Annotated in this window: 23 protein-coding genes; 3 read left to right on the plus strand and 20 right to left on the minus strand. The window is 68.0% G+C overall.

The window, feature by feature from the left end:
* Nucleotides 1-30: 30 nt before the first annotated feature.
* Genes WKC72_RS29935 through WKC72_RS29955 form a run of 5 tightly spaced genes read right to left on the minus strand, consistent with a single transcriptional unit; the run spans nucleotide 31 to nucleotide 6,125 of the window.
* Nucleotides 31-876: a CoA ester lyase gene (locus WKC72_RS29935; RefSeq protein ID WP_370180603.1), complete on the minus strand. Its 846-nt coding sequence runs from the start codon at nucleotides 874-876 to the stop codon at nucleotides 31-33.
* Nucleotides 873-1,358, minus strand: a complete 486-nt coding sequence (locus tag WKC72_RS29940) for a MaoC family dehydratase (protein WP_370180604.1) — start codon at nucleotides 1,356-1,358, stop codon at nucleotides 873-875. Before WKC72_RS29940 ends, WKC72_RS29935 begins: the two co-directional genes overlap by 4 nt.
* Nucleotides 1,355-2,515 carry an acyl-CoA dehydrogenase family protein gene (locus tag WKC72_RS29945; protein WP_005253824.1) on the minus strand — a complete coding sequence of 387 codons (1,161 nt, stop codon included), beginning with the start codon at nucleotides 2,513-2,515 and terminating at the stop codon, nucleotides 1,355-1,357. Before WKC72_RS29945 ends, WKC72_RS29940 begins: the two co-directional genes overlap by 4 nt.
* On the minus strand, nucleotides 2,512-4,521 hold the full coding sequence (locus tag WKC72_RS29950) for an acetyl-CoA carboxylase biotin carboxylase subunit (protein WP_370184588.1): 2,010 nt from the start codon (nucleotides 4,519-4,521) through the stop codon (nucleotides 2,512-2,514). Before WKC72_RS29950 ends, WKC72_RS29945 begins: the two co-directional genes overlap by 4 nt.
* Nucleotides 4,522-4,535: 14 nt before the next feature.
* Complete coding sequence (locus tag WKC72_RS29955; RefSeq protein ID WP_037244611.1) at nucleotides 4,536-6,125, minus strand: carboxyl transferase domain-containing protein; 1,590 nt, start codon at nucleotides 6,123-6,125, stop codon at nucleotides 4,536-4,538.
* 115 nt (nucleotides 6,126-6,240) lie between these two features.
* On the opposite strand from WKC72_RS29955, the gene WKC72_RS29960 reads away from it, so the two are divergent.
* Nucleotides 6,241-6,846, plus strand: coding sequence for a TetR/AcrR family transcriptional regulator (locus tag WKC72_RS29960; RefSeq protein ID WP_128639127.1), 606 nt, complete (start codon nucleotides 6,241-6,243; stop codon nucleotides 6,844-6,846).
* A gap of 110 nt (nucleotides 6,847-6,956) precedes the next feature.
* Here the strand turns inward: WKC72_RS29960 and WKC72_RS29965 are convergent, their stop codons facing one another.
* From WKC72_RS29965 to WKC72_RS29975, 3 genes are all read right to left on the minus strand, one after another.
* A complete protein-coding gene (locus WKC72_RS29965) occupies nucleotides 6,957-7,226 on the minus strand; it encodes a GlsB/YeaQ/YmgE family stress response membrane protein (protein WP_005239513.1) in 270 nt (89 codons plus the stop codon).
* Nucleotides 7,227-7,373: 147 nt separating this feature from the next.
* Entirely contained in the window at nucleotides 7,374-8,000 is a 627-nt protein-coding gene (locus tag WKC72_RS29970) for a response regulator transcription factor (RefSeq protein ID WP_128639128.1), read from the minus strand.
* Entirely contained in the window at nucleotides 7,997-9,199 is a 1,203-nt protein-coding gene (locus WKC72_RS29975; protein ID WP_370180605.1) for a sensor histidine kinase, read from the minus strand. Before WKC72_RS29975 ends, WKC72_RS29970 begins: the two co-directional genes overlap by 4 nt.
* Before the next feature lie 163 nt (nucleotides 9,200-9,362).
* Here WKC72_RS29975 and WKC72_RS29980 point away from each other — a divergent pair, with 163 nt between their 5' ends.
* The gene (locus WKC72_RS29980) at nucleotides 9,363-9,947 is read left to right on the plus strand and encodes a heme-binding protein (protein ID WP_037244599.1); all 585 of its coding nucleotides are present in this window, start codon (nucleotides 9,363-9,365) and stop codon (nucleotides 9,945-9,947) included.
* Nucleotides 9,948-9,959: 12 nt separating this feature from the next.
* Nucleotides 9,960-10,457 (plus strand): ankyrin repeat domain-containing protein, encoded by a 498-nt coding sequence (locus WKC72_RS29985; RefSeq protein ID WP_370180606.1) that lies wholly within the window; start codon nucleotides 9,960-9,962, stop codon nucleotides 10,455-10,457.
* 9 nt (nucleotides 10,458-10,466) lie between these two features.
* On the opposite strand, the gene WKC72_RS29990 is transcribed toward WKC72_RS29985, so the two are convergent.
* The 12 genes from WKC72_RS29990 to mftE form a co-directional block, all read right to left on the minus strand.
* Nucleotides 10,467-12,104: an AMP-binding protein gene (locus tag WKC72_RS29990; protein WP_037244592.1), complete on the minus strand. Its 1,638-nt coding sequence runs from the start codon at nucleotides 12,102-12,104 to the stop codon at nucleotides 10,467-10,469.
* Nucleotides 12,105-12,265: 161 nt separating this feature from the next.
* Complete coding sequence (locus tag WKC72_RS29995) at nucleotides 12,266-13,606, minus strand: MFS transporter (RefSeq protein ID WP_370180607.1); 1,341 nt, start codon at nucleotides 13,604-13,606, stop codon at nucleotides 12,266-12,268.
* Nucleotides 13,607-13,726: 120 nt separating this feature from the next.
* On the minus strand, nucleotides 13,727-14,272 hold the full coding sequence (locus WKC72_RS30000) for a hypothetical protein (RefSeq protein WP_112302193.1): 546 nt from the start codon (nucleotides 14,270-14,272) through the stop codon (nucleotides 13,727-13,729).
* A 78-nt stretch (nucleotides 14,273-14,350) separates the two neighbouring features.
* Nucleotides 14,351-15,118, minus strand: coding sequence for an ethanolamine ammonia-lyase subunit EutC (gene eutC, locus WKC72_RS30005; protein WP_037244583.1), 768 nt, complete (start codon nucleotides 15,116-15,118; stop codon nucleotides 14,351-14,353).
* Nucleotides 15,115-16,527 carry an ethanolamine ammonia-lyase subunit EutB gene (locus WKC72_RS30010; protein WP_112302191.1) on the minus strand — a complete coding sequence of 471 codons (1,413 nt, stop codon included), beginning with the start codon at nucleotides 16,525-16,527 and terminating at the stop codon, nucleotides 15,115-15,117. Before WKC72_RS30010 ends, eutC begins: the two co-directional genes overlap by 4 nt.
* Nucleotides 16,524-17,978: an ethanolamine permease gene (gene eat / locus WKC72_RS30015; RefSeq protein ID WP_370180608.1), complete on the minus strand. Its 1,455-nt coding sequence runs from the start codon at nucleotides 17,976-17,978 to the stop codon at nucleotides 16,524-16,526. Before eat ends, WKC72_RS30010 begins: the two co-directional genes overlap by 4 nt.
* Before the next feature lie 154 nt (nucleotides 17,979-18,132).
* A complete protein-coding gene (locus tag WKC72_RS30020) occupies nucleotides 18,133-18,675 on the minus strand; it encodes a DUF779 domain-containing protein (protein WP_370180609.1) in 543 nt (180 codons plus the stop codon).
* Nucleotides 18,675-20,198, minus strand: coding sequence for an aldehyde dehydrogenase (gene adh, locus WKC72_RS30025; protein ID WP_037244571.1), 1,524 nt, complete (start codon nucleotides 20,196-20,198; stop codon nucleotides 18,675-18,677). Before adh ends, WKC72_RS30020 begins: the two co-directional genes overlap by 1 nt.
* Nucleotides 20,199-20,275: 77 nt before the next feature.
* Nucleotides 20,276-21,592: a helix-turn-helix domain-containing protein gene (locus WKC72_RS30030; RefSeq protein WP_112302188.1), complete on the minus strand. Its 1,317-nt coding sequence runs from the start codon at nucleotides 21,590-21,592 to the stop codon at nucleotides 20,276-20,278.
* Between the two features lie 66 nt (nucleotides 21,593-21,658).
* Nucleotides 21,659-23,131 (minus strand): mycofactocin system GMC family oxidoreductase MftG, encoded by a 1,473-nt coding sequence (mftG, locus tag WKC72_RS30035; RefSeq protein WP_370180610.1) that lies wholly within the window; start codon nucleotides 23,129-23,131, stop codon nucleotides 21,659-21,661.
* Entirely contained in the window at nucleotides 23,131-24,531 is a 1,401-nt protein-coding gene (mftF, locus tag WKC72_RS30040; protein WP_037244565.1) for a mycofactocin biosynthesis glycosyltransferase MftF, read from the minus strand. The genes mftG and mftF overlap by 1 nt, the downstream gene beginning before the upstream one ends.
* Before the next feature lie 106 nt (nucleotides 24,532-24,637).
* Nucleotides 24,638-25,360: a mycofactocin biosynthesis peptidyl-dipeptidase MftE gene (mftE, locus tag WKC72_RS30045; RefSeq protein ID WP_112302185.1), complete on the minus strand. Its 723-nt coding sequence runs from the start codon at nucleotides 25,358-25,360 to the stop codon at nucleotides 24,638-24,640.
* Between the last annotated feature and the right edge of the window lie 6 nt (nucleotides 25,361-25,366).

Consider the following 25,366-nt stretch of genomic DNA (forward strand, 5'->3'; position numbering starts at 1 on the left):
GCGCGCGGCCGTTCCGCGCTCTTTCGCCGCCTACCGCGGCGACTCGGACGTGCTTGTCCCCTTCGACTCGACCTGGGAGCGGCGCAGGATCGCCTCGGCGTGACGCAGAACCGGCGCGTCCACCATCTTTCCCTCGAACGCGAAGACTCCTCGCTCGTCGGCGACGGCGGCGAGAACCCGCGTCGCCCAGTCGACGTCCTCGTCCGACGGTGCGTACGCCTTCCGGATCACCGCGATCTGGCTGGGATGGATGCCGACCTTGATGTCGAATCCGACAGCGACGGCGTCGACTGCCTCGGCGCGCAGCCCGTCGAGGTCCTTGATGTCGAGATAGACGGAATCCAGGGCAAGCCGCTGGTACGCCTTGGCGGCCAGCAGTGTCGACGACCGCACGTGAGTGGCGACGTCACGGTAGCTGCCGTCCCCGCGGCGACTGGAGTTGCCGCCCATCGCCGCCACGAGATCTTCGGCGCCCCACATCACGCCGATCGTGCTCGCCGCCAGCGCGATCTCGCTCACCGCGAGCGCACCGAGCGGCGACTCGACGAGGGCGATCACCTCACGCGGCGCCAGCGACAGCACCTGGCCGGCGGACTCGCACTTGGCCAGCATCAGCCTCGTATAACGGGTGCCGTCGAGTGCCAGAAGGTCGCGCTCGTGGTCCTCGGTTCCGACCGGATTGACCCGCACCACCGTGCGATCCGGATCCAACGGGGTGTCGATCAGGGCGACTCGCGCCGCTTCCTTGTCCGCGGGTGCCACCCCGTCCTCGAGGTCGAGGATCACGACGTCGGCCGCCGCCGCCGCTTTCGCATACCGTTCGGGCCGGTCGGCCGGGCAGAACAGCCAGGCGGGCCCGGGCAGTTCCCAGCTCATGACGGCTTCTTCTGGACGAGGGTCTTGCGGACCGCGATCGCCACCACGTCGCCGTTCTGGTTGCGGCCGGTGTGCTCGAGAGTGACGATGCCCTCGCCGGGCCTGCTCTTCGATTCGCGCTTGTCCGCGATCTTCGTCTCCGCGTAGAGCGTGTCGCCGTGGAACAGCGGCTTCGGGAAGCTGATCTCCGAGAACCCCAGGTTCGCGACGATGGTCCCCTGCGTCAGTTGTGCCACCGACAACCCGACCAGCGTCGAGAGGGTGAACATCGAGTTGACGAGGCGCTCACCGAACTGGGTGTTCTCGCTGTACGCGGCGTCCAGGTGCAGGGCCTGGGTGTTCATCGTCTGCGTCGTGAAGAGGACGTTGTCGGCCTCGGTGACGGTCCGGCCGGGACGGTGCTCGTACACCGCCCCCAGTTCGAATTCCTCGAACCACAGGCCCCGCTGAACGATTCGCTTCGGTTCGGCCGTGGCGGTCACAGGCCGGCCTCCCGCGCGATCAGCATCAGCTGCACCTCGGTGGTGCCCTCGCCGATCTCCAGGATCTTGCTGTCACGGTAGTGCCGGGCCACGGTGTACTCGTTCATGAATCCGTAGCCGCCGTGGATCTGGGTGGCGTCCCGGGCGTTGTCCATCGCGGCCTCGGAGGCGACGAGCTTGGCGATGGCGGCCTGCTTCTTGAACGGCTTGCCGGACAGCATCCGGGCGGCGGCGTCGTAGTACGCGGTGCGGGCGGTGTGGGCGCGCGCCTCCATGCGGGCGATCTTGAACGCGATGGCCTGGTTGTGTCCGATGGGCCGTCCGAACGCCTCACGTTCCTTGGCGTACTTGACCGACTCGTCGACGCATCCCTGGGCGGCGCCGACGCTGAGCGCGGCGATGGCGATGCGGCCCTCGTCGAGGATCCGCAGGAAGTTCGCGTACCCGCGGCCACGCTCGCCGAGCAGATTCTCCTCGGGAACGCGCACGTCCGAGAACGTGAGGGGGTGGGTGTCGGAGGCGTTCCAGCCGACCTTGTTGTACGCCGGCTCGGCGGTGAAGCCCGGCGTCGACGTCGGCACGAGGATGGTGGAGATCTCCTTCTTGCCGTCCTTCGTACCGGTCACCGCGGTGACCGTGACGAGCTTGGTGATGTCGGTGCCGGAGTTGGTGATGAACTGCTTGTTGCCGTTGATGATCCATTCACCGCTGTCGAACTTCGCGGTGGTCTTCGTCCCGCCGGCATCGCTTCCGGCACCCGGCTCGGTGAGCCCGAACGCGGCCAGGCTCTTGCCGCTCGTCAGCTGCGGCAGCCACTCCTGCTTCTGCTCCTCGTTGCCGAACCGGTAGATCGGCATCGCGCCCAGCGACACGCCTGCTTCCAGGGTGATCGCGACACTCTGGTCGACCTTGCCCAGTTCTTCGAGCGCCAGGCACAGGGCGAAGTAGTCGCCACCCATTCCGCCGTACTCCTCGGGGAACGGCAGACCGAACAGGCCCATGTCGGCCATCCCCGACACCACCTCGTACGGGAACGTGTGGTTGGCGTCGTGTTCCGCCGCGACCGGTGCCACCACATTCTTGGCGAAGTCGGCGACGGTCTTCGCCAACTGCTGGTACTCGTCGGGAAGCTGGCCGGTGGCAAGGAATTCGGTCATGACGCGTCTTCTTTCGTGTCGGTGGTGTCGGTGTGCGGGGTGACTCGTGCGAGCAGCTGGTCGACCATCACCTGGTCACCGGGTGCGACGAGGATGTCGACGACGCCGTCGACGGGGGCGGTGAGCGAGTGCTCCATCTTCATCGCCTCGACCACGACGAGTGTCTGACCTGCGGTGACGTGGGCACCTGCCTCGGCGCCGACGGCGATGACGGATCCGGGCATGGGGCTGGTGATCTCGGCCTCGCCGGCGTGGACGTCGCCGGTGCGGACACTGAGTTCACGGACCTCACGCAGCATCGTCGTGCCGTCGGAACCGGCGAGCCAGATGTGCCCGTCGGTCTGGGCGACGCGGTAGGTTTCGCGCCTGCCGTCGATCACCACGGAGAGGGTGGTGCCGTCGAGCGCCGCGGTCAGGGACAGGGTGTCGCCGTCCTCGACCTGTGCGGTGGCCTCGGCCGGGCTGCCGGTGATCCGCACGTGGTCGGTGCGGGTGGCAGAGGACAACCGGATGCTGGTGGGCGCGGGAACCCCGACCCGCCAGCCGCTGGGAACGTCCCACGGATCGGCCTGTGCCCGCTCGGGCCAACGCTGCAACCAGCGGAAAGCAGCAGCGGCGATCAGGGCGGCATCGGTGGCCTCCGCCGCGACGAAGTCCTCGAGCCGTCGGTCGAGCAGACCGGTGTCGAGGTTGCCGGCCACCACGTCGCGATCGGCGAGCAGGAAGCGCGCGAACTCGATGTTGGTGACCACTCCCAGCACACCGGTGCCGGCCAGCGCCCGGTCCAGTTTCCGCAGCGCGCCGGCGCGGTCGTCGGCGTGGGCGATGACCTTCGCCAGCATCGGGTCGTAATCGCTGCCGACGACCGTGCCGGGCTGCAGCCCGGAGTCGACGCGGACACCGGGGCCGGCGGGTTCGACCACGTCGGCCACGAGTCCGCCGGTGGGGAGGAATCCGCGACTCGGGTCCTCGGCGTAGACGCGGGCTTCGATGGCGTGACCGGTGAGGGTGATGTCGTCCTGGGTGAAGCCGAGAGGCTCACCGGCGGCCACTCGCACCTGCCATTCGACGAGGTCCAGGCCCGTCACGAGTTCGGTGACCGGGTGCTCGACCTGCAGCCGGGTGTTCATCTCCATGAAGAAGAACTCGTCGGGCTTGTCGGCGGAGACGATGAACTCGACCGTTCCCGCTCCCGAGTAGTCGACGCTGCGTGCCGTGTTGCAGGCGGCCTCGCCGATCCGGGCGCGTGTCGCCTCGTCCAGCAGCGGCGACGGCGCTTCCTCGATGACCTTCTGGTGGCGACGCTGCAGACTGCATTCACGCTCACCGAGGTGGACGACGTTCCCGTGCCCGTCCGCGAGGATCTGCACCTCGATGTGCCGGGGCCGCAACACGAATCGCTCGAGGAAGAGCGTGTCGTCGCCGAACGCCGACGCCGCCTCACGGCGCGCGCTGCGCAGTGCCTCGGCGAGTGCGCCCGGCTCCTCGACCAGTCGCATGCCCTTGCCGCCGCCACCTGCCGACGGCTTGACCAGGACCGGGTATCCGATGTCCTCGGCGGCCGCGATCAGTTCGTCGTCGGACAGTCCGGGACGGGCGATGCCGGGTACGACGGGCACGTCGAATTTCGCCACCGCGTTCTTGGCGGTGATCTTGTCGCCCATCACCTCGATGGCGTGAGCGGACGGGCCGAGGAACGCGATCCCCGCGTCCGCACAGGCCCCGGCGAACTTCGAGTTCTCCGACAGGAACCCGTAACCGGGATGGATGGCCTGCGCGCCGGTGGCCTGCGCCGCCGCGATCACCTTCTCGATGACGAGGTAACTCTCCCGCGCCGCGGCCGGACCGAGCAGCACCGCGGTGTCGGCCTCACGGACGTGCCGCGCGTCCCGATCCGCCTCGCTGAACACGGCGACGGACCGGATTCCCATGGCCCGCAGGGTGCGGATCACGCGCACCGCGATCTCGCCGCGGTTGGCTACCAGAACGGTATCTATCCGAGTCATTTCAGTCATTCCACTCACATCCGGAAAACGCCGTAGGAGACCGGTTCGACCGGTGCGTTCGCACACACCGAGAGCGCCAGTCCGAGAACAGTTCTGGTATCGGCGGGGTCGATGATGCCGTCGTCCCACAGCCTGGCCGTCGAGTAGTACGGATTGCCCTGCGCCTCGTACTGCTCGCGGATCGGCGCCTTGAACGCCTCTTCGTCCTCGGCCGACCACGGGTTGCCCGCACTGTCGAGTTGCTCGCTGCGCACCGTCGAGAGCACCGACGCCGCCTGCTCGCCGCCCATCACGGAGATCCGGGCGTTCGGCCACATCCACAGGAACCGCGGCGAGTACGCCCGCCCGCACATCGAGTAGTTGCCCGCACCGTAGGAGCCGCCGATCACGACGGTCAGCTTGGGGACCCGGGCGCACGCCACCGCGGTCACCATCTTGGCGCCGTGCTTGGCGATGCCGCCCGCCTCGTAGTCGCGACCGACCATGAAGCCGGCGATGTTCTGCAGGAACAGAAGCGGAATCTTGCGCTTGTCGCACAGTTCGATGAAGTGCGCGCCCTTCATCGCGGACTCGGCGAACAGCACGCCGTTGTTGGCGACGATGCCGACCGGGTGGCCCTCGATGTGCGCGAAACCGGTGACCAGGGTCTTGCCGTACTCCGCCTTGAACTCCTGGAACTCGGCGCCATCCACGATGCGGTCGATGACCTCGTGGACGTCGTACGGGGTGCGCGGGTCGGTGGGGACCACGTCGTAGAGGTCGGTCTGCGGCGCCGACGCGGGGACGGCGCTGATCACGTCCCACGGACGCTCGGCGCGCGGGCCGAGGGTCGCGACGATGTTCCGCACGATCCGCAGCGCGTCCTGGTCGTCTTCCGCGAGGTGGTCGGTGACACCGGAGACCTTCGAGTGCAGGTCGCCGCCGCCGAGTTCCTCCGCCGTCACGACCTCACCGGTGGCTGCCTTCACCAGCGGCGGGCCGCCCAGGAAGATGGTGCCCTGGTTGCGGACGATGACGGCCTCGTCGCTCATCGCGGGCACGTAGGCGCCGCCTGCGGTGCAGGAGCCGAGGACCGCCGCGATCTGCGGGATGCCCTGCGCGCTCATCGTGGCCTGGTTGTAGAAGATGCGGCCGAAGTGCTCCCGGTCCGGGAACACCTCGTCCTGCCTTGGCAGGAACGCGCCGCCGGAGTCGACGAGGTAGATGCAGGGCAGCTGGTTCTGCAGCGCGATCTCCTGCGCTCGCAGGTGCTTCTTCACCGTCATCGGGTAGTAGGTGCCGCCCTTGACGGTCGCGTCGTTGGCGACGATCACGCATTCCCGGCCGGACACCCGGCCGATGCCGGCGATGACACCCGCTCCGGGGCTTTCGTCGTCGTACAGTCCGTTCGCCGCGAGCGGGGAGATCTCGAGGAACGGGCTTCCGGGGTCGAGCAGGGTGTCCACTCGATCGCGTGGCAGGAGCTTGCCTCGGCTGACGTGCCGCTCGCGCGACTTCTCGCTGCCGCCGAGCGAGGCCACGGCCAGCCTCGACTTCAGCTCGTCCACCAGTTTCGTGTGCTCTGCCCGGTAGCCCTCCCGTGCAGTGGTTCCGCTCAGTGCCATCCTGCCGCCTTCTCGTCTTGACGCCCGTGCCGAGTGAGTTAATACTCGATAACTGAAACTAAGATAACTGTGATTAACTGAGTTGTCCAGACCACATCCGAGAAAGAGCAAGGCGATGACCACAGACGTCGACGGCACCGAAGCGCCGATCACGCGCCGGGAGCAGATGAAGGCGGATCGTCGCCGCCAGCTGCTCGACGCCGCCGCCCGCCTCATCGCCGAACGGGGCTTCCTCGGCGTCCGCCTCGAGGACCTCGGTTCCGCAGCAGGAATCAGCGGCCCCGCCGTGTACCGGCACTTCCCCAACAAGGACGCCGTCCTCGTCGAACTGCTCGTCGGGATCAGCACGCGACTGCTGGAGGGCGGGTCACTCGTCGTCGCGGAGGCCCCCACCCCGGACGCGGCGCTGGAGGGTCTCATCGACTTCCATCTGGACTTCGCGCTCGGCGAACCCGACCTCATTCGCATCCAGGACCGGGATCTGGAGAGCCTGCCCGCCGAGGCCCGCCGGGAGGTCCGGCAGACGCAGCGGCGCTACGTCGAGATCTGGGTGAAGATACTGCTGCAGGTGGACACGTCACTGGACGAGACGGATGCCCGCACCAAGGCGCACGCCACGTTCGGGCTCATCAACTCGACCCCGCACAGCGCCGATCCCACCACCCCCTCGCGAACCCGGAAAGTGCTGCGCGACATGACGCTTCTCTGCCTGCGCCCGTGAGTACTCGTCAACCGCGGGCGGTTGACAAGTACTCACGGGCGGCGAAGCCGCAAAAAGGCCCCGCCCGGACGACCGGACGGGACCCTTCTCGTGGCGGTGCGATGCGGCGTCTACACCCTGTTCTTGCTCGTCATCGAGGTGTATCCGAGGGTCAGCACGGCCGCTACGGCGATGCTGATGATCCACCGGATCCAGTCGATCCCGCCGGTGTCCCCCTTGTCGAGGAGCCCCTCCCACACCCAGTACCCGATCAGCGCACCGATGATGCCGAGGACGACGGTGATGACCCACCCCATCGCCTGCTTTCCCGGAATCACGAGACGCGCCAGAACGCCGATGACCGCACCGAAGATGATGGTGCCGATGATGTTGCCGACCATGGCCCTTGTCCTCTCAACACGCAATTCATGGTGCGAGCGGAAGGTCACCGCTCATTTCGAACATAACCACCTGGACACCCGTTCGACAGGGCTTCGGCAAATCGTTGCCAAAAGGTTCACGCGGCGTACCGCTGTGCACCCCTCGGTTCAGCGAATGCCCTGCCGCCGCAGGGCCACGGACACCGCTGCGGCCCGGGTGTCGACACCGAGCTTCGCGTAGATGTGGGCGAGATGGGTCTTCACGGTCGCCTCGCTGATGAACAGGGCTTTGCCGAGCTGTTTGTTGGTCATGCCCTTGGCCAGCAGGGTCAGCAGTTCGGCCTCCCGCGGCGTGAGGGCCTCCTCGGGGCGCTGCATCTGCTGCAGTAGTCGCGACGCGACGGGCGGCGACAGCACACTCTGGCCGGCGGCCGCGCCGCGCACGGCGGCGAAGATCTCCGGGGGTGTCGAATCCTTCAGGAGGTATCCGATGGCACCGGCATCGATGGCGCGCACCACGTCGGCGTCCGTGTCGTACGTCGTGAACACCAGCACCGGAAGGTCCCGATCGACCTGCCGGATGCGGCGAATGGCCTCCACCCCGTCGATGCCTGCTCCGAGGGCGAGATCCATCGTCACGAGTTGCGGCCGGTATGTGCTCACGGCGGCGACGGCGTCCTCCCCCGTGCCCGCCTCGGCGATCACCTCGATGTCCGGCTGCGAGTCGAGAAGCGCTCGCAGTCCGGCGCGAACGACCACGTGGTCGTCGACCAGCAGCACGGTCACGGTCGTCATGCCGCGGTTCCTCTCGCGCACGGTATCTGGGCGGCCACCACGGTGCCCTCGCCCGGTGTGCTCTCGACGGTGAACGTGCCGCCCAGTTGCTCGACGCGACTGCGCATCGCGCGCAGGCCGTATCCGCCGCGCGCCGAGGGAGATCCGGCGGGCGCAGGGTCGAAACCGGTGCCGTCGTCGAAGATGTCGAGGGCGACGGCGTCCGGTAGGTACGTCAACGTGACACCCACGGTCTCGGCGTGGGCGTGCCGGGCGATGTTGGACACCGCGCTCTGGGTGATCCGCAGCAGCGCGTGCGTCACCTCCGCCGGAATCGTGATCGGAGTACCCACGATCCGGAGCTCTGCCCGCGGGTGGTGGGTACGCGCGGCGGCGAGCAGTGCCGCATCGATCGGCTGGGATTCCAGGTTGGGCGCCGCGAGATGGTGCACGAGACTGCGTGTTTCCGCCAGGTTCTCGCGCAACGTCCCGGTCGCCACCCGGACATCCTCGCGTGCCCGTGCCTCCGTCCGCGGATCTGCCTGCGCCCAGATCTGCTCGGCCGCCTCGAGCCGAAGCAGGCTGCTGGTCAGTCCCTGCGTCACGGTGTCGTGGATCTCACGGGCCAGTCGTTCGCGTTCGGCGAGCACCCCCGCCTCCCGCTCGGTCTCCGCGAGCCGGGACCGGGTCTCCGCCACCTGGCGGAGCAGCCGCACCCGCTCCCGGCCGTCCCGCTCGATCTGGCTGTACGCCATGACGATCAGCGCTCCGGTGCACAGCGGTCCCACCAGCACGGCCCACTCGCTGCGCCCGGAGAAGGTGAAGAACGCCAGCGACGTGAGGACGGCGAGAACCCCGACGACCGGGTACGCGATCCGGCTCGGGTACGCCCTCGTGCACAGGAAGAACATGGGAAACGCGCACCAGGCGAAACTCGGCGCGAGCCAGACGAGCACCGCCCACGTCGTCAGGACCGGCCACACCCACGGTTCCCACGCGCCTTCCCGCCGTGCGACCACGGCGGTGAACGTGTACAGCGCGGCGAGCGCGGCAATCAACGCGACCACCACGACGAACTGCCCGCTCACTCCGTGGTACGTCAGGTACCGCGTCGTCGACGTCGCGAGGAGGACGTAGAACGACACATGTATGGCGGTAGCGAGCGGGCCGCGCAGACCCGCGCCGCCCGACCTGTCCGCTGCGTCCACGGGTGTCGTCACGTCGAGTGATCCTACGGATCCGCCGTGGGTCGCGGATCCACCGTTCGGATGATCTGCCGGGGCCGGACGGATGAGTTCGGGAGCGCCGTCGGCCCGATGCGGTCACCGGCACCGCCGGGCCAGGCTGGTCAGGTCAGCTCGTCGCTTCCCGAAAGGCCTTCCGATGCGCACCTTCCACCGCCTGCCCCGCATTCTGGCGATCGCCGTCCCGCTCGCCGCGATCGTCGCCACCTCGGCGTGCGGCACGTCCGCGACCGACGAGGCGAGTCCGACGTCCACTCCGGTCGCGACCGCCGCCGCGCCCGCCCCGATCGACGGTGCTGACGGCGTGGTCGGCCAGAACCGTCTCGGTATCGGCACTGCGCAGGCCGCCGCGCAGGCGGCGCTCGCGAAGTGCCAGGCCGACGGGCTCGGCTTCGTCACCGTGTCGGTGGTCGATCGCGCCGGCAACGTGCAGGCCATGTTGCGCGGGGACAATGCCGCTCAGCACACCGTGGAGGCGGCCCGCCAGAAGGCGTACACCGCTGCCGCGTTCGGCGCGAACACCAGCGATCTGAGCGAACGGGCCAAGGGTGACGGCGCGACGGTCGCCGACCTTCCCGGCACGTTGTTCCTCGCCGGAGGGGTGAGTGTGAAGTCGGCCGGCGGGTCGATCGCGGGTATCGGCGTGGGTGGCGCCCCCGACGGAATGCGGGATCAGGCCTGCGCGGCCGCCGGTCTCGACGCGATCGCCGGGTCGCTGGGTTGAAGAGCCGCCCCCGTGTCGACGCCCGAACTGGAACGCGCGCTGTTCGACGCCGTCGCCCGTGACGACGTCGCCGCCGCGCGGGCACTGATCGACGCCGGAGCAGATGTCAACGCGAAGAACGCCCGCGAGGACTCGGCGTTCCTGTACGCAGGCGCGGAGGGATTGAACGAGATTCTCGCGCTCACCCTCGACCGGGGCGCCGACGTCACCAGCACCAACCGGTTCGGCGGAACCGCGCTGATCCCGGCAGCCGAGCACGGCCACGTCGACACCGTGCGGATGCTGATCGAGGCGGGTGTGCCGGTAGACCACGTCAACGAGCCGGGCTGGACTGCCCTGCTCGAGGCCGTGGTCTACGGCGACGGATCCGACCGGTATCAGGACGTCGTCCGCCTGCTGCTCGACGCGGGCGCCGATCGGTCCATCGAAGACGCGGACGGCCGGACGGCCCTGCAGCATGCCGAGCGGCGCGGGCAGGTCGCCGTGGCGACGTTGCTGCGGACCAGGTGACGAGGCGGGTCAGGTGCGCCCGATCAGGTCGAGGGACTGCTCGCGCATCTCGACCTTGCGCACCTTGCCCGTCACCGTCATCGGGAACTCGTCGACGACATGCACGTACTTCGGGATCTTGTAGTGGGCGAGCTTGCCGGTGCAGAATTCGCGCACCTTCGCCGCGTCCAGGGGTTCGGCACCGTCCTTCATCCGTACCCACACCATCAGTTCCTCCCCGTACTTCGCGTCCGGCACCCCGATGACCTGGGCGTCGAGGATGTCCGGATGCGTGTACAGGAACTCCTCGATCTCGCGGGGATAGACGTTCTCGCCCCCGCGGATGACCATGTCCTTGATCCGACCGGTGATCGCGACGTAGCCGTCGGAATCCATCACACCGATATCGCCGGTGTGCATCCACCGGCCGGCATCGATCGCTTCCGCGGTCTTCTCCGGGTTGTTCCAGTACCCGAGCATCACCGAGTACCCCCGGGTGCACAGTTCGCCCGGCGTGCCCCGCGGAACGGTCAACCCCGTTGCCGGATCGACGATCTTGATTTCGAGATGCGGACCGACGCGGCCGACCGTCGACACGCGCTGATCGATCGTGTCGTCCGACCGGGTCTGCAACGACACCGGCGACGTCTCGGTCATGCCGTAACAGATGGAAACCTCGGCCATCCCCATCTGTTCGATGACCTGCTTCATCACCTCCACCGGGCAGGGCGATCCGGCCATAATCCCGGTCCGCAGGCTCGACAGGTCGAACGAGGCGAAGTCCGGTTCGGCGAGTTCGGCGATGAACATCGTCGGCACCCCGTACAACGACGTGCACTTCTCCGCCTCAACGGCCTGCAGCGTCGCTTTCGGATCGAAGGACGGCCCCGGAATGACCATCGTCGCGCCGTGACTCGTGCACGCCAGGTTGCCCATCACCATCCCGAAGCAGTGGTAGAACGGCACCGGGATGCAGACGCGGTCGTTCTCCGTGTAGTGGCACAGCTCGCCGACGAAGTACCCGTTGTTCAGGATGTTGTGGTGACTGAGCGTCGCACCCTTGGGGAATCCGGTTGTCCCCGAAGTGTATTGGATATTGATCGGGTCGTCCGAGGACAGGGCCGCCTGCGCGGCCGGCAGCCGAGCCGGATCGGCAGCGTGTGCGGCCATGCCGTCCGACGCCAGCCGACTCCACTCGGCACTGCCGAGGAGCACCACCATCTCGAGGTCCGGGCACTGCGGCCGAACCTCCTCGATCATGGCCGCATAGTCGGACGACTTGAACTCGGGCGCCGACACCAGCAGACGGATACCGGCCTGATCGAGCACGTACTTCAACTCGTGCGCACGATAGGCGGGGTTGATGTTGACGAGCACGGCGCCGATCTTGGCCGTCGCGAACTGGATCAGCGTCCACTCCGGGCAGTTCGGCGCCCAGATCCCCACCCGGTCGCCCTTCCCGATACCCCGCTTCAGCAACCCTGCCGCCACGGCGTCGACGTCCCGCCTCAGCTCGGCATACGTCCACCGCCGCCCCGAGGGCCGGTCGACCAGGGCGTCACGATCGGCGTGGGCAGCCACGGTCCGGTCGAAGTTGTCTCCGATGGTGTCACCGAGCATCGGGGCGTCCCACACGCCGTTGGTGTAGCTGGGAAGCGGGGTTGTCATCACTCTTCCTCTCCAGGAGCCCGTTCGGGCACCTACGGGACGGGCGGACCCGAAGGCCCTTCCGCGGTCGAACTTACTCTTGGTTGATGTGATCCAGGGCATACTGCACGGCGAGGGGCGCCGGTATCTGTGCGAAGTCCGGACACCCCTCGCCGGCCCTGTCAGAGTGCGTCGTCTTTCGTTTCCACCAGGGCCTTCGTGCACAGCAGGCTGAACACGCCGAGGACGGCAAGCATCACGCCGATCGCGACGCTGCCGTACGCGGACGCCAGGGGTGCGGCGATCAACGGCGGCACGGCGCCGCCGAGCACGCCGGCGAGGTTGTAGCCGAGACCGGCGCCGGTGTAGCGGTAGCGCGTCTGGAACATTTCCGGAAGCAGAGCGCCGCAGGGCCCGTAAGCGATTCCGAAGATCGCGAGTGTGACCATCACGCCGATCGTGAACGCGACGGGTGAACCGGTGTCGAGCAGCGGGAAGAGCGCGAGCGCCCACACGACGGCCAGTCCGCAGGAGATCATGATGACCCGTCGACGCCCGATCCGGTCCGAGTACAGCGCGGAGACGACGATCGTGAATCCGAAGACCACGGCCGAGGCGATCCCGACCGTCAGCACGAACGGGCGGCTGAACCCGAGGGTCTTGGTGCCGTAGCTGGTGAGAAACGCTGTGCCCATGTAGAAGAACGCGAACAGGGTGGCGAGCGCGCCGGCCGAGAGGAGGATCTCCTTGGTCTGGTACCGCCAGGCGTCCATCAGCGGGAGGGTCCGCGGGGCGGCGTCGGCGCGGTCGGCCTGCTGGGCCGCGCGGAATACCGGCGTCTCCTCGATCGCCAGGCGCATGTAGAGGCCGATTCCGACCAGGACGGCACTGAACAGGAAGGGAATCCGCCACCCGTATTCGAGGAAGACCTCGTTGGTGTCGCCGAGGAGGGTGCCGGTGACGAGGAACGTGGCGCTGGAGAGGATGAAAGCCACGGCGGGGCCGAGTTGCGGGAACATCGCGTAGAGGCCGCGCTTGCCCGGGGGTGCGTACTCCGCCGTCAGCAGCGTGGCGCCTGCCCATTCGCCACCGACGGCGAATCCCTGACCGAAACGCAGCAGCACCAGCAGGATCGGTGCCGCGACCCCGATCGTCGCGGCACCGGGCAGCAGGCCGATCAGGAACGTCGAGACACCCATCAGGATGAGCGTGGAGATCAGAGTCTTCTTACGTCCGATCCGATCACCGTAGTGGCCGAACAGCATGGCACCCACGGGCCTGGCGACGAACGCGACCGCGAAGGTCGCGAAGGAGGCGACGGTGCCGGCGGTGGAGCCGAGGGCGGGAAAGAACACCGTGGGGAACACCAGGGCTGCGGCAGTGCCGTAGATGAAGAAGTCGTAGAACTCGATGGTCGTGCCGATGCCACTGGCGATGGCCACCTTGCGGACGCTGGTACCGCCCTGGCGCACCGGTGTGGGGGCGTGGGGGGCGCCCGCACCCGAGTTGGAGACTGTGGTCACTCGATTCCTCCGTGGTCCGTGGGGAACACCCTGGTGGGCGTATCCCGGATGAGAGGAAAAGTAGTGATCCGGCTCACTGCGTCACCACCCCCGAATGGGGGGGTGGTGACGGGTGTCACGTCACTCGGCGGTGCCGGACGCGCCGAGCAGCTCCTTGCGGAGCTCGGTCCACACGGTGGCGTACGAGTCGATCACAGGTTCCGAGATCCACTTCGTCTCCCCCGCAGCCACTTTCGCGAGGGCGTCGGCGAACAGGTCCTGGTAGCGGGACAACCGGGGCACGAACGCCGACAGGTCGTCGAACACGACCGACGCACGGCGGTCCAGGTCGGCCAGCTGATCGGCGTCGGCAGAATCGATCAATCCGACGAACTCCTCGTGGAACGGCACGAAGCTCTCGTACACCTCCGCGATGGAGTCCTCGTCGATGGACACCCGCTCGGCGTCGAGCTGGTCCTCGAGCTCCGACAGTCCGGCCTCGGTGAGCCCGACCCGGCCGTCCGAGACTTCCTGCGCCTTGCCCTGGGTCAGCAGCGCGTCGTAGGCGGCCTGCGCGGACGCGGCGCTCACACCGAGATGCTCGGCCAGAACAGCCGCGCTGACCTGCTCTTTCAACCGGACCGCCTGCAGCAGGGCCAACTCGTCCACATTGCCAGCGAAGGCCATAGATCTCTCCTCGTCACACCCCGTCCAGGGCGGTTCTCCGCAGGCCCGGTCGGACCTGCCGCCCTTTAGATAACACGACTACAGTTCGAGGATCTCCGAGGGGGCTGCGAGCGCATCCGCACGGGACGTGTCCTTCAACTCCACTCCGGAACGGCCCAGTTTCCTCGCGCCGGACACGAGACCCGCCACGACGCGGGCTGCGAGTTCGTAGCCGAGGCCCTCGGGTGGGTGGATGTTGGACACGCAGTTCCGGTCGGCGTCGGTGCGTCCGGGACGCGGGAGGTGCGTGAGATAGACGCCGACACTGTCGGCCACCGACAATCCCGGCCGCTCCCCGATCAGCAGGACGAGCGTCTGCACGCCCAGTGCCTGCGCGATGTGATCGCCGAGCGCCACCCTGGCCTGGGTCGCGATCACCGGCGGCGCCAGCGAGTACGTCCCGGCGAACTCGTCGACCAGCGCGGACAGCAGGGGCACCCCGTGATCGGTGAGCGCCCTGGGCGACAATCCGTCGGCGAGGACGAACCCCACCTCCGCGGTTCCCGCGGGAACCGCGGACAGGTCTGCCGGTGTGCGGCCCAGGTCGGGCCGGCGCAGGTACTCGCTGCGGTCCGATGCCTGACTCGTGACGACCACGGGCCTGCCCAGGCCCACGGCCTCGACCTGCGCGGCCAGCGCCTCCGCGTCGAGCGGCTGGTGGACGGCGTCACGTGCGGCGGCGTGTGCCGAGCGGAACTCGAGGACGCGCTGCGTGGGCAGGGCGTCACCGGTGCGGCCGAGACCGATACGCGCCTGCGTCGTGGCCCGCAGTTCCGCCCAGAAGTCTTGAACGACAGGATCGCTCATCGTGCCACCGTCAGCGCCCGCAGCGGCGACGCCGCGGCGTCGACCGGCAGGACCCGTCCCGCGTCGTCGACCATCCCGAGGCGGCGCATCCAGTCCTCGAATTCCGGCGCCGGCCTGAGTCCGAGGACTTGGCGCGCGTACAGCGCGTCGTGGAACGACAGACTCTGGTACCCGAGCATGACGTCGTCCGCGCCGGGTACCGCGATGACGAAGGCCGCGCCTGCCACCCCGAGCAGGGTGAGCAGCGTGTCCATGTCGTCCTGGTCGGCCTCGGCGTGATTGGTGTAGCAGACGTCGACACCCATCGGCAGGCCCAGGAGCTTTCCGCAGAAGTGATCCTCGAGCCCGGCCCTGATGATCTGCTTGCCGTCGTACAGGTACTCCGGTCCGATGAACCCGACCACCGTGTTGATCAGCAGCGGTTCGAGATCGCGGGCCACCGCGTACGCCCTGGTCTCGAGGGTCTGCTGGTCGACGGGCCTGCCACCCGCGCCGAGGTGGGCGCCCGCACTGAGCGCCGATCCCTGACCGGTTTCGAGGTACATGACGTTGTTGCCGACGGTGCCGCGTTTCAGGGACCGGCCGGCCGCGTTGGCCTCACGGAGCAGCGAAATATCAACCCCGAAACTGGAATTGGCTCCCTGCGTTCCGGCGATGGACTGGAACACGAGGTCGACGGGAACGCCTTCCTCGATCAGGCCCATCGTGGTGGTCACGTGCGACAGCACGCACGACTGCGCCGGGATGTCGAAGCGCTGACGGATGTCGTCGAGCAGGTGGAGCAGTTCCGCGGTGGCGTGCGGCGAATCGGTGGCCGGGTTGATTCCGATGACGGCGTCACCGCAGCCGAGCAGCAGGCCGTCGAGCGTGGCGGCCGCGATGCCGCGCGGATCGTCGGTGGGATGGTTGGGTTGCAGCCGGGTTCCCAGGTGCCCCGGTACGCCGAGCGTCGTCCGGAACGCCGCGGTCACGGTGACGGCCCGCGCCACCGCGATGAGGTCCTGGTTGCGCATGATCTTGCTGACCGCCGCGACCATCTCCGGTGTCAGCCCGGGGGCGACGCGGCGGAATGTCTCGGCCGCGCCGTCCCGCGCAGCGACGTCCAGCAGCCAGTCACGCAGGCCGCCGACCGTCAGGTGGGAGATCTCACCGAACGCGACACGGTCGTGCGAGTCGATGATGAGCCTTGTGACCTCGTCGTCCTCGTAGGGAACGACGAGTTCGTTCAGAAACGTGCCGAGCGGGACGTCGGCCAGCGCCCACTGCGCGGCGGCGCGTTCGGCGTCGGAGGACGCCGCGCACCCGGCCAGCTCGTCTCCGCTGCGGAGCGGTGTCGCCTTGGCCATGAGGTCGACGAGACCGTCGAACGTGTACCCGGTTCCCGCGACGCCGTGACTGTAGGTGGTCATTCGAGTTCTTCCTCTGCCTTCGCAAGAACAGCAAACTCCTCGTCGGGCGAATTGGCAACGAGGTGATGCCGGCTGTACAGGCCGAAGTAGGCCATGAAGGCCGCGAACGCGATCAACGTCCACAGCGCGGCGACCGGATCGACGAGGAAGGTGGCGATCACCGCGGCGGCCGCGATGACGAGCGCGAACGACGTGGTGACGATTCCGCCCGGTGTCCGGTACGGCCGCTTCATCTCCGGCTCGCGCCTGCGGAGGACGATGTGGCTGACCATCATCAGCACGTAGCTGACGGCCGCGCCGAACACCGCCATGTTCAGCAGCATCGCGCCTTCACCGGTGAGCGACAGCACGAACCCGATGACGCCCGGCACGATGAGGGCGAGCGTGGGCGCCTTCCGCGAGTTCGTGATCGACAGGTTCTTGGGAAGGTAACCGGCGCGGGACAGCGCGAACGTCTGCCGCGAGTAGGCGTACATGATCGAGAAGAAGCTGGCGACGAGGCCGGCCAGTCCGATGTAGTTGACGACCTTCGCCGCGGTCCCGTCACCGAGCGCCTCGACCAGCGGATTGCCGGACGTCGACAGGCTCTCGGCACCGAGCGCTCCGGTGGCGAGGAACAGGACCGCCGCCCCCGTGACGATGAGGATGAGCATGCTGATGATGATTCCGCGCGGCACGTTCTTCTCCGGCTCGCGGGCTTCCTCCGCGGCCAGCGGCACGCCTTCGACGGCGAGGAAGAACCAGATGGCGAACGGGACGGCCGCCCAGATGCCGAATGCACCGAAGGGCAGGAAACTCGAGGCCCCCACCGCGTCGGTCGCGGCAATGTCGGTGAGGTTGCCCGCGTCGAACAGACCGATCGCGGACACCGCGAAGATCACGAGACCGACCAGTGCGATCGCCGTGATGACGAACATGGCCTTGAGTGCCTCGCCGGCCCCGGTCAGATGGATTCCGATGAAGATGGCGTAGACCGCCAGGTACACCCACCACCCGTCGGTGATCCCGAACAGGTTCAGCGACTCGACGTAGCTGCCGATGAAGGTCGCGATGGCGGCAGGCGCAATCGCGTATTCGATGAGAATGGCCGTGCCGGTGGCGAATCCGCCCCACGGTCCGAGTGCACGCCGGGCGAACGTGTAGCCACCGCCGGCGGCGGGCAGTGCGGACGACATCTCGGCCATGCCCAGCACCATGGCCAGGTACATGCCCGCGATGACGACACCGGCGATCAGCAGACCGCCGAATCCGCCCTCGGCCAGCCCGTTGTTCCATCCGGCGTAGTCGCCGGAGATCACGTAACTGACACCGAGGCCGGCAAGCAGCACCCAGCCCGCCGAACCCTTACGGAGCGTGCGTTTTTCCAGATAGCTGCTGTCTTCCGAGTGGAAATCGGCAGCATCGTGATGTTGACCGGTTCCGGAATTCTTGGATGGTTCTACGAGTGACATTCCGTCCCCTACGTCGATCCGAATGGTGCCTCGCCCCGCCCCGCTCGAGGAGCGGGATCGGACGGCCGAGGCCAATGGTGAACGAGTTGTGTACTCGTCGTGTCAGCAGAACGTGACCACGACGTAAAAACCGAGGCGTACCGCGCTTTGGGTGCTATGGGACCGGGCGGCGGGCGGGCACGGGACATGCGTCGACGGCTTCGGCGACCACTTGCGGTTCGGGGGACGGCACGGGCCTCCAGCCCTGCTCCCACCGCTGGCCCACGATGACCTCCTCCGCGGCGAGGCTGGTGTTCTCCTCCGGGGTGAAGGCACGCGCACGACTGAGAAAGCGCATACCTTCGGGACTTTCCAGGCTGAATCCCGATCCGCGACCGGGCACCACGTCGAGCACCAGCTGAGTGTGCTTCCACGCCTCGAACTGCGAACCGGAGATCCACACGGGTACCGCATCGGCACCCTCGGGCCGGGTGGACAGGGTCTCCCCGACATCGAGACGCAGGTCGAGGACGCCGAGCAGCACGTCGCGGTCGCCGACGATGAATTCACCGTCGGGATAACACATCGGCGCGGAGCCGTCGCAGCACCCGCCGGACTGATGCATCATCAGCGCCCCGTGGGTACCGCCGAGGCGGCGGAGAAGCTCCACCGCCCCGGCGGTTGCCTTCAGGCGCTGAGGCGCCCGGGCTGCGTCCATCAGAAGAAGCCCTGAGCCTTCTGGGCGTAGCTGACCAGCAGGTTCTTCGTCTGCTGGTAGTGCTCGAGCATCATCAGGTGGTTCTCGCGGCCGATGCCGGACTGCTTGTAGCCACCGAATGCGGCGTGCGCGGGGTACTGGTGGTACGTGTTGGTCCACACGCGGCCGGCCTGGATGTCACGTCCGGCACGGTAGGCGACGCCACCGTCCCGCGACCACACGCCGGCGCCGAGGCCGTACAGCGTGTCGTTGGCGATCTCGATGGCCTGGTCGTAGTCCTTGAACGACGTGACGGAAACGACGGGACCGAAGATCTCCTCCTGGAAGATCCGCATCTTGTTCTGACCGGTGAAGATCGTCGGCTGCACGTAGTAGCCGCCGGACAGGTCGCCGCCGAGTTCGGCCCGCTCACCGCCGGTGACGACCTTGGCGCCTTCGCCCTTACCGATCTCGATGTACGACAGGATCTTCTCGAGCTGATCGTTCGAGGCCTGCGCGCCGATCATCGTGTCGGTGTCGAGCGGGTCGCCCTGGCGGACGGCCTTGGTGCGGATGGCTGCCATCGCGAGGAACTCGTCGAAGATGTCCTCCTGGATCAGAGAACGCGACGGGCAGGTGCACACCTCACCCTGGTTGAGGGCGAACATCGTGAAGCCCTCGAGCGCCTTGTCCTGGTAGTCATCGTTCGAGGAGAGCACGTCGGAGAAGAAGATGTTGGGGCTCTTGCCACCGAGTTCGAGGGTGACCGGGATCAGGTTCTGCGACGCGTACTGCATGATGAGCCGACCCGTGGTGGTCTCACCGGTGAACGCGATCTTGCGGATCCGCGGGCTCGAGGCGAGCGGCTTGCCTGCTTCCACGCCGAAGCCGTTGACAATGTTGATCACACCGGCGGGCAGCAGGTCGCCGATGATCGAGATGAGATGCAGGATCGACGCCGGGGTCTGCTCGGCGGGCTTGAGAACGACCGCGTTGCCCGCGGCGAGTGCGGGAGCGAGCTTCCACACGGCCATGAGGATCGGGAAGTTCCAGGGAATGATCTGGCCGACGACGCCGAGCGGCTCGTGGAAGTGGTAGGCGACGGTGTCGGAGTCGATCTCCGACAGTGCGCCTTCCTGCGCCCGGATCGCACCGGCGAAGTAGCGGAAGTGGTCGATGGCCAACGGAATGTCGGCATTCAGGGTTTCGCGAATCGGCTTGCCGTTGTCCCAGGACTCGGCGAGCGCGATGGACTCGAGGTTCTCCTCGATGCGGTCCGCGATCTTGTTCAGGATGATGGCGCGCTCGGCCACCGACGTCTTACCCCAGGCCGGAGCCGCAGCGTGTGCGGCGTCGAGCGCCAGTTCGATGTCCTCGGACGTCGAACGCGCGACCTCGCAGAACGGCTGCCCGGTGACGGGTGTCGGATTCTCGAAGTACTGGCCCTTGACGGGCGCAACCCACTGGCCGCCGATCCAGTTGTCGTAACGCGATTGGAAGGACATGACGGCGTCCGGCGAACCCGGGCGGGCATACACGGTCATCGATAACTCCCTGGTGTCGTGAAACTCGGTGGAACTTCTGGGTGTGACTCACAACACTAGGGACCGTACCGTTGCAACTACGTTGCGTACTGCTGATCGAACAGATCGATCCTGGACTTGACCTGGGAATACAGGGGCGAACGCGGGTCGAGGCCCGCCAGATACGCCTCCCATGCGGCGACGTCCTCGCGGCCGTGGACGGATGTGGTCCACTTGGCGAGCAACCGTTGATCACCTTCCCGCAGCAGCGCCGCCTGGACGCGTGCCCGCAACTCGTCGCGAAGATCCTCGACCCCGGGCGCCTCGGACCCGGGAAGGACCGGGCCCGAGTAGACGTCGAGGGCGGCGGCGAGCTCGCCACGGTCCAGGGCTCCGCGGACCTGCCGGACGTCCGACGTCAGTTCGGCGAGCAGCCGATACGGCCGCGAACCGAGGTTGACGGGACCGAAAACCTTACGCAGGCGCGACATCTCGGCACGAATCGTGACGGCGTCGAGTTCGTTCTCGTCGAGCAGCACCGCGAGACGGTCGGAACTCAGGCCTTCAGGGTGCTCCGCGAGGAGCAGGAGGATCTCCGCGTGCCGCTGCGACAGCGGGATGCGTTCGCCCCCACGGATCAGAGTCGGCCGTCCCGATCCCAGCACCTCCAACCGCAGTACCGTCTCGACGAGCGGGTGCGGTGAACGCAGCTGGTGCAGTCGCAACTCCGCCTCGGCTGCCGCGACGGTGGCCCGGATCAACGAGAGCACCTCGGGCACCGCCACCCGCGGACCGCCGGTGATGTCGATGGCCCCGACGATCAGTCCGGTAGCGGGGTCGTGGACGGGCGCGGCAGAACAACTCCAATCGTGCACCGAGCGGCTGAAATGCTCGGCACCGAAGATCTGCACGCAATGGTCGAGCGCCAGGGCGGTACCCGGGGCGTTGGTGCCGACGGTGTCCTCACTCCAGTCGGCGCCCTCGACGAAGTTCATCTCCAGTGCGCGGTCCTTGGCGGACGAATCGCCCTCGACCCACAGCAGCTGGCCCTTCTCGTCCGTGATGGCAACGAGCAGTCCGGTGTCGGCGGCGTCCTCGACGAGGAGTTTGCGGACCACCGGGCGGATGATCGACATCGGGTGCGACGCCCGGTAGGCGGCGAGATCGGCAGCCGCCAGATCGACGGCGCGGGCCGACCCGTCCGGGTTCACTCCCTTGCTGGTGCTGCGCACCCACGAGTCGAGGATGACGGAACGGACGGAATTCCCCTCACCGTCCGGGGCACGGCCGGCGGGTGCACGACGCTCGACGAACAACTGATGCGCCGACGACACCCTGCGTGCCAGCATCGCGACGTCGTCTCCCGGGCGCACGGCGACCCACGGATTGCCCCCTGTGGGCGGTTGACTTTGCATCGAACTCCTCCACGGCGTCTCTGCCTACTGTAACCCGCATCACACGGGCCTGTGTCGTCCCCTCGGTCACTCCCGCAGGAAGGTACTGACGCGCTCGGCGACCATGACCGCCGTGGCGTGCGGCCCACGGCTCGGGACCACCGGGAACACCGAGGTGTCGGCGATGGTCAGCCCTTCCATTCCGCGGACGTTGCACCACTCGTCCACCACCGCGCCCGCGTCGTCGCGTCCGCCCATCCGGCAACTGCCGCACATGTGCAGCGACGTCCCCAGGTGGGCGAGCACCGCACGGTCGGACACCTCCCGGGTCAGCGGTTCGAGCAGCGGTCCCAGTTCTGGTGAACGGAGCAGTTCCGATCCGATGGCCTGCCCCTCGCGCAGCGCCCGGCGGTCGGCGGCGGATTGCGCGTAGCGGTATTCGATTCGGGGACGGTCCCGGCGGTGCCCCGACGTGAGCCGGATGTCGCCCCGGCTGTCCGTCACCATGAGCCCGATCCCGAGGATCGGGTCGGGCTGCCCGGATCCGGGGACGAGCACGTCGAACGGCGCCGTGTACGGACGGATCTCGAGGTCGCCGACATTCAGCACCGTTTCGACGACCGGACTCGTGTCGTCGCGGCGGAGCGAGTCCCGGATACGGTAGGGCAGAGCCACTTCGGGGTGGTCACTGAACTCGCTGCCGACACCGGGCGCGTCGAGGACGACGGGAATGCCGTTGTCCATCAGGTGTTCCGCCGGACCGATTCCCGAAAGCATCAGCAGCACCGGGGTTTCGACGGGACCCGCCGCCAGCACGACCCGACCGGTGCGGACCGTGCGCCGCACGCCGTCCGACTCCACCTCCACCCCGACGGTCTCGTTACCGGAGAACAGGATTCGGACGACATCGGAATTCGCTTCGACGGTCAGATTGGGCCGTTCCCACGCCGGCAGCAGGTACGCCACTGCCGTGCTGACACGGCGGTCGCCGTCGACATTGAGAGGCACCGGACCGACACCGCCGGCGCCGTCGCCGTTCTTGTCGGGTTCCTCTGGATGTCCTGCACCGAGCGCCGCGGCGCGGAATGCCGCGCTGATCTCGCTCAGCCGTTCCGCGGGCTGCCTGCGAACGGGCATCGGCCCGGTCGTGCCGTGCCGGGAGTCGTCGAAGTCTGCGTCACGCTCGAGTGCCCGGAAGGCGGGCAGCACGTTCTCGTACGACCACGAGGCGGGCCAGTGCCGGAAATCCGCTTCCGTCCCACGGACGAAGTAGGCGCCGTTGACGGCGCCCGAACCACCGAGGACGTGTCCCCGCACCATCGCCGAGGGAACGCTCGGCGCCAACTCCACGCCGTACGTCTCCGCGAACACGCTGCCCGGACCGACCGGCAGCGTCCGGTAGTCGAGCACGGGACAGTCGGAGACCGACCGGTAGCCGGGTCCGGACTCGAGGAGGAGGACCGATCGCGCAGGATTCTCGCTGAGCCGGGCGGCCACCACGCATCCACTCGAACCGCCGCCGACGACCACGACGTCGGCGGCGCGAATCGGATCGGCCACTACGACTTCAACCGGGGCTTCAATGCGTCGAGGTCACGGGCGGTGATGGCGCCCTTCCAGAGCCCGGCGCCGTACGCGACGTCGTCCATCCGCTTGAACACCGTGTGCCGCACGGGCCCCAGCCCTCCGGGCTCCCGGTGGGTCACCCAGTCGGCGACGCCCTCGGCGACGGCGATCGCAAGCGCGATACGGCGGATCCGTTTCGAGAGCAGCACCGCCAGCAGAGTGATCGGCCAGTAGTGGCGACACAGTGCGGACGCCAGCTGCCAGGCACCGCCGGCGAAGCCCTGGGCCGCGAGGATCGCGGCGATGCGGGTCGGCTGGTCGAGGCCCGTGAACATGCGGCGCAGGCGCAGCAGCATCATCGCGAGTGTGGCGACGGCGCCGAGCAGGCCCAGTCGGGTGCACGTGGCGGCGGCGATGCACGCGAAGAACGTCCACGGCGACATCGACAGCGGTGGAACCATGCCCGAATGCCTCGCCGCCAGCGGCGCCGCACCGGTGCCGTAGAACAGCTTGCGGCCGAACCACTTTCCGAACGTCACACGGTGATCGTGCGCGACGTGGGCCACGGGCTCGTACCGCAGTCGCCAGCCGGACTCCTGGAGTCGCCAGCACAGGTCGACGTCCTCCGCCACGTGCATGGACTCGTCGAAGCCGCCGAACTCGTCGAGCACCTCGCGACGGGCGATCATCGCGGCGCTCGGCACGTACGACACCGGGCCGCCTGACTGGACCGCGGACTCCTTGCGCCCGAGGTCGAGGGAGGAGCGGGCGTGCTCGTACCGCGCGAGTGTGCTCGCCTCGGGTTCGAGCGCCACGATCCTCGGGGCGACGAGTGCGACCGCGGGATCGCTGAAGTGGCCGAGCATGACCTCGATCCAGCCGGTGCGCGGCAGGACGTCGGAGTCGAGGAACGCCACGAACGGAGTTGCGGCGTAACGCAGACCGGTGTTCCGTGCCGCGGCCGGCCCCTTGGCCGTCTCGTGACGCAGCACGGTGACGTGGCCTCCGCACCCGTTCTGCAGCACGGGGGCGACGATCGGGACGTCGGAGCCGTCGTCGACGACGACGACCTCGAGTCCGCGGAGCGAGGCCAGCACCCGGTGCAGCCCCGACGCGTTGTTCTTCACCGGAATGACAACGGTGACATCCCGGGGCGACGGGGTACTCATGGGGCGCGGGTTGGCGACCCCCGAATCGAGGAGGCGGCGTGCGACGACCGCGGACTGCGGATCGACGACCTCGAGGTAGCCGTCTCCGATCATGGCCGCCGCGGTGGGCGCCAGCTTCAGCATCCGAGTCGGCGAACCGCCGATCAGCACTCGACCTCCGGAATATGCGCGTACCTTGGGGTCGATTCGGATCCCGAATCCATCGGGAAGTCGAGCTTGGCGCATCAGTCGATCGTATGCGGATCGGAGAGCGCTGGCAGGGCATGCCGGAAATTAGTCGCGTCGGCATGCCGGAAATCCGCCCTCGGCAACTCGAGGACGCCCGTGCGGGTCATTGGAGCCTCCCATCGGCGCCCGGTTCCCACCGGAGCCTTCCATCGGGGCCCGGTTCCCACCGGGCCAGTGCCTTGGTGACTGTGTGAACGAGCACGCCGAAGATCTGCGCCCCCTCCGCGGCCGTAGCGCCCGTCGGGTCACCGAGCACGCCGTTGGCCGACACGGCGACCATACCGCCTTCACGCAGTCTTGGCATCAACCTCGCAATAGGTTCCGTATTACCGGCTTCAGCCCTGGACAACCTCACCCGACCGGGTGAAAGGTGTAGCAACAAGGACGTTTCCGTACGCCCGGCATGGGCGTCCGCCCCGGGTACCGCACACGGCACCCAAGCCACATCGCGAGCCTCGCACCGAAGCAAGGCGACAGCCTTGACAAGCGCGGGCCCGTTTCCGCCGTGCCCGTTGACGAAAAGCACGCGGTCGGCCCACCGGCACGCGGACCTGCCGTACTCGACCAGCACGGCCTCGAGTGCCTCAGCCCCGAGCGAGACGGTCCCGGGAAACCCCTCGTGCTCGCCGCTGGCGCCATAGGCGATCGGGGGCGCCACCAGTACGTGCGGCAGCGCGCGGGATACCGCGTCCGCGATGGCGGTGTCGGTGTCGAGTGGCAGGTGCGGTCCGTGCTGCTCGAGGGAACCGACCGGGACAACGACCGTCGACACACGGGACACGAGTTCGGGCCACACCGCGTCGTCGAGGTGTCCGGAATGGGGCATCCTCCG

The sequence above is a fragment of the Rhodococcus wratislaviensis genome, from assembly GCF_041228765.1.
In the GTDB taxonomy this organism is placed as follows: Bacteria; Actinomycetota; Actinomycetes; order Mycobacteriales; family Mycobacteriaceae; genus Rhodococcus_F; species Rhodococcus_F wratislaviensis.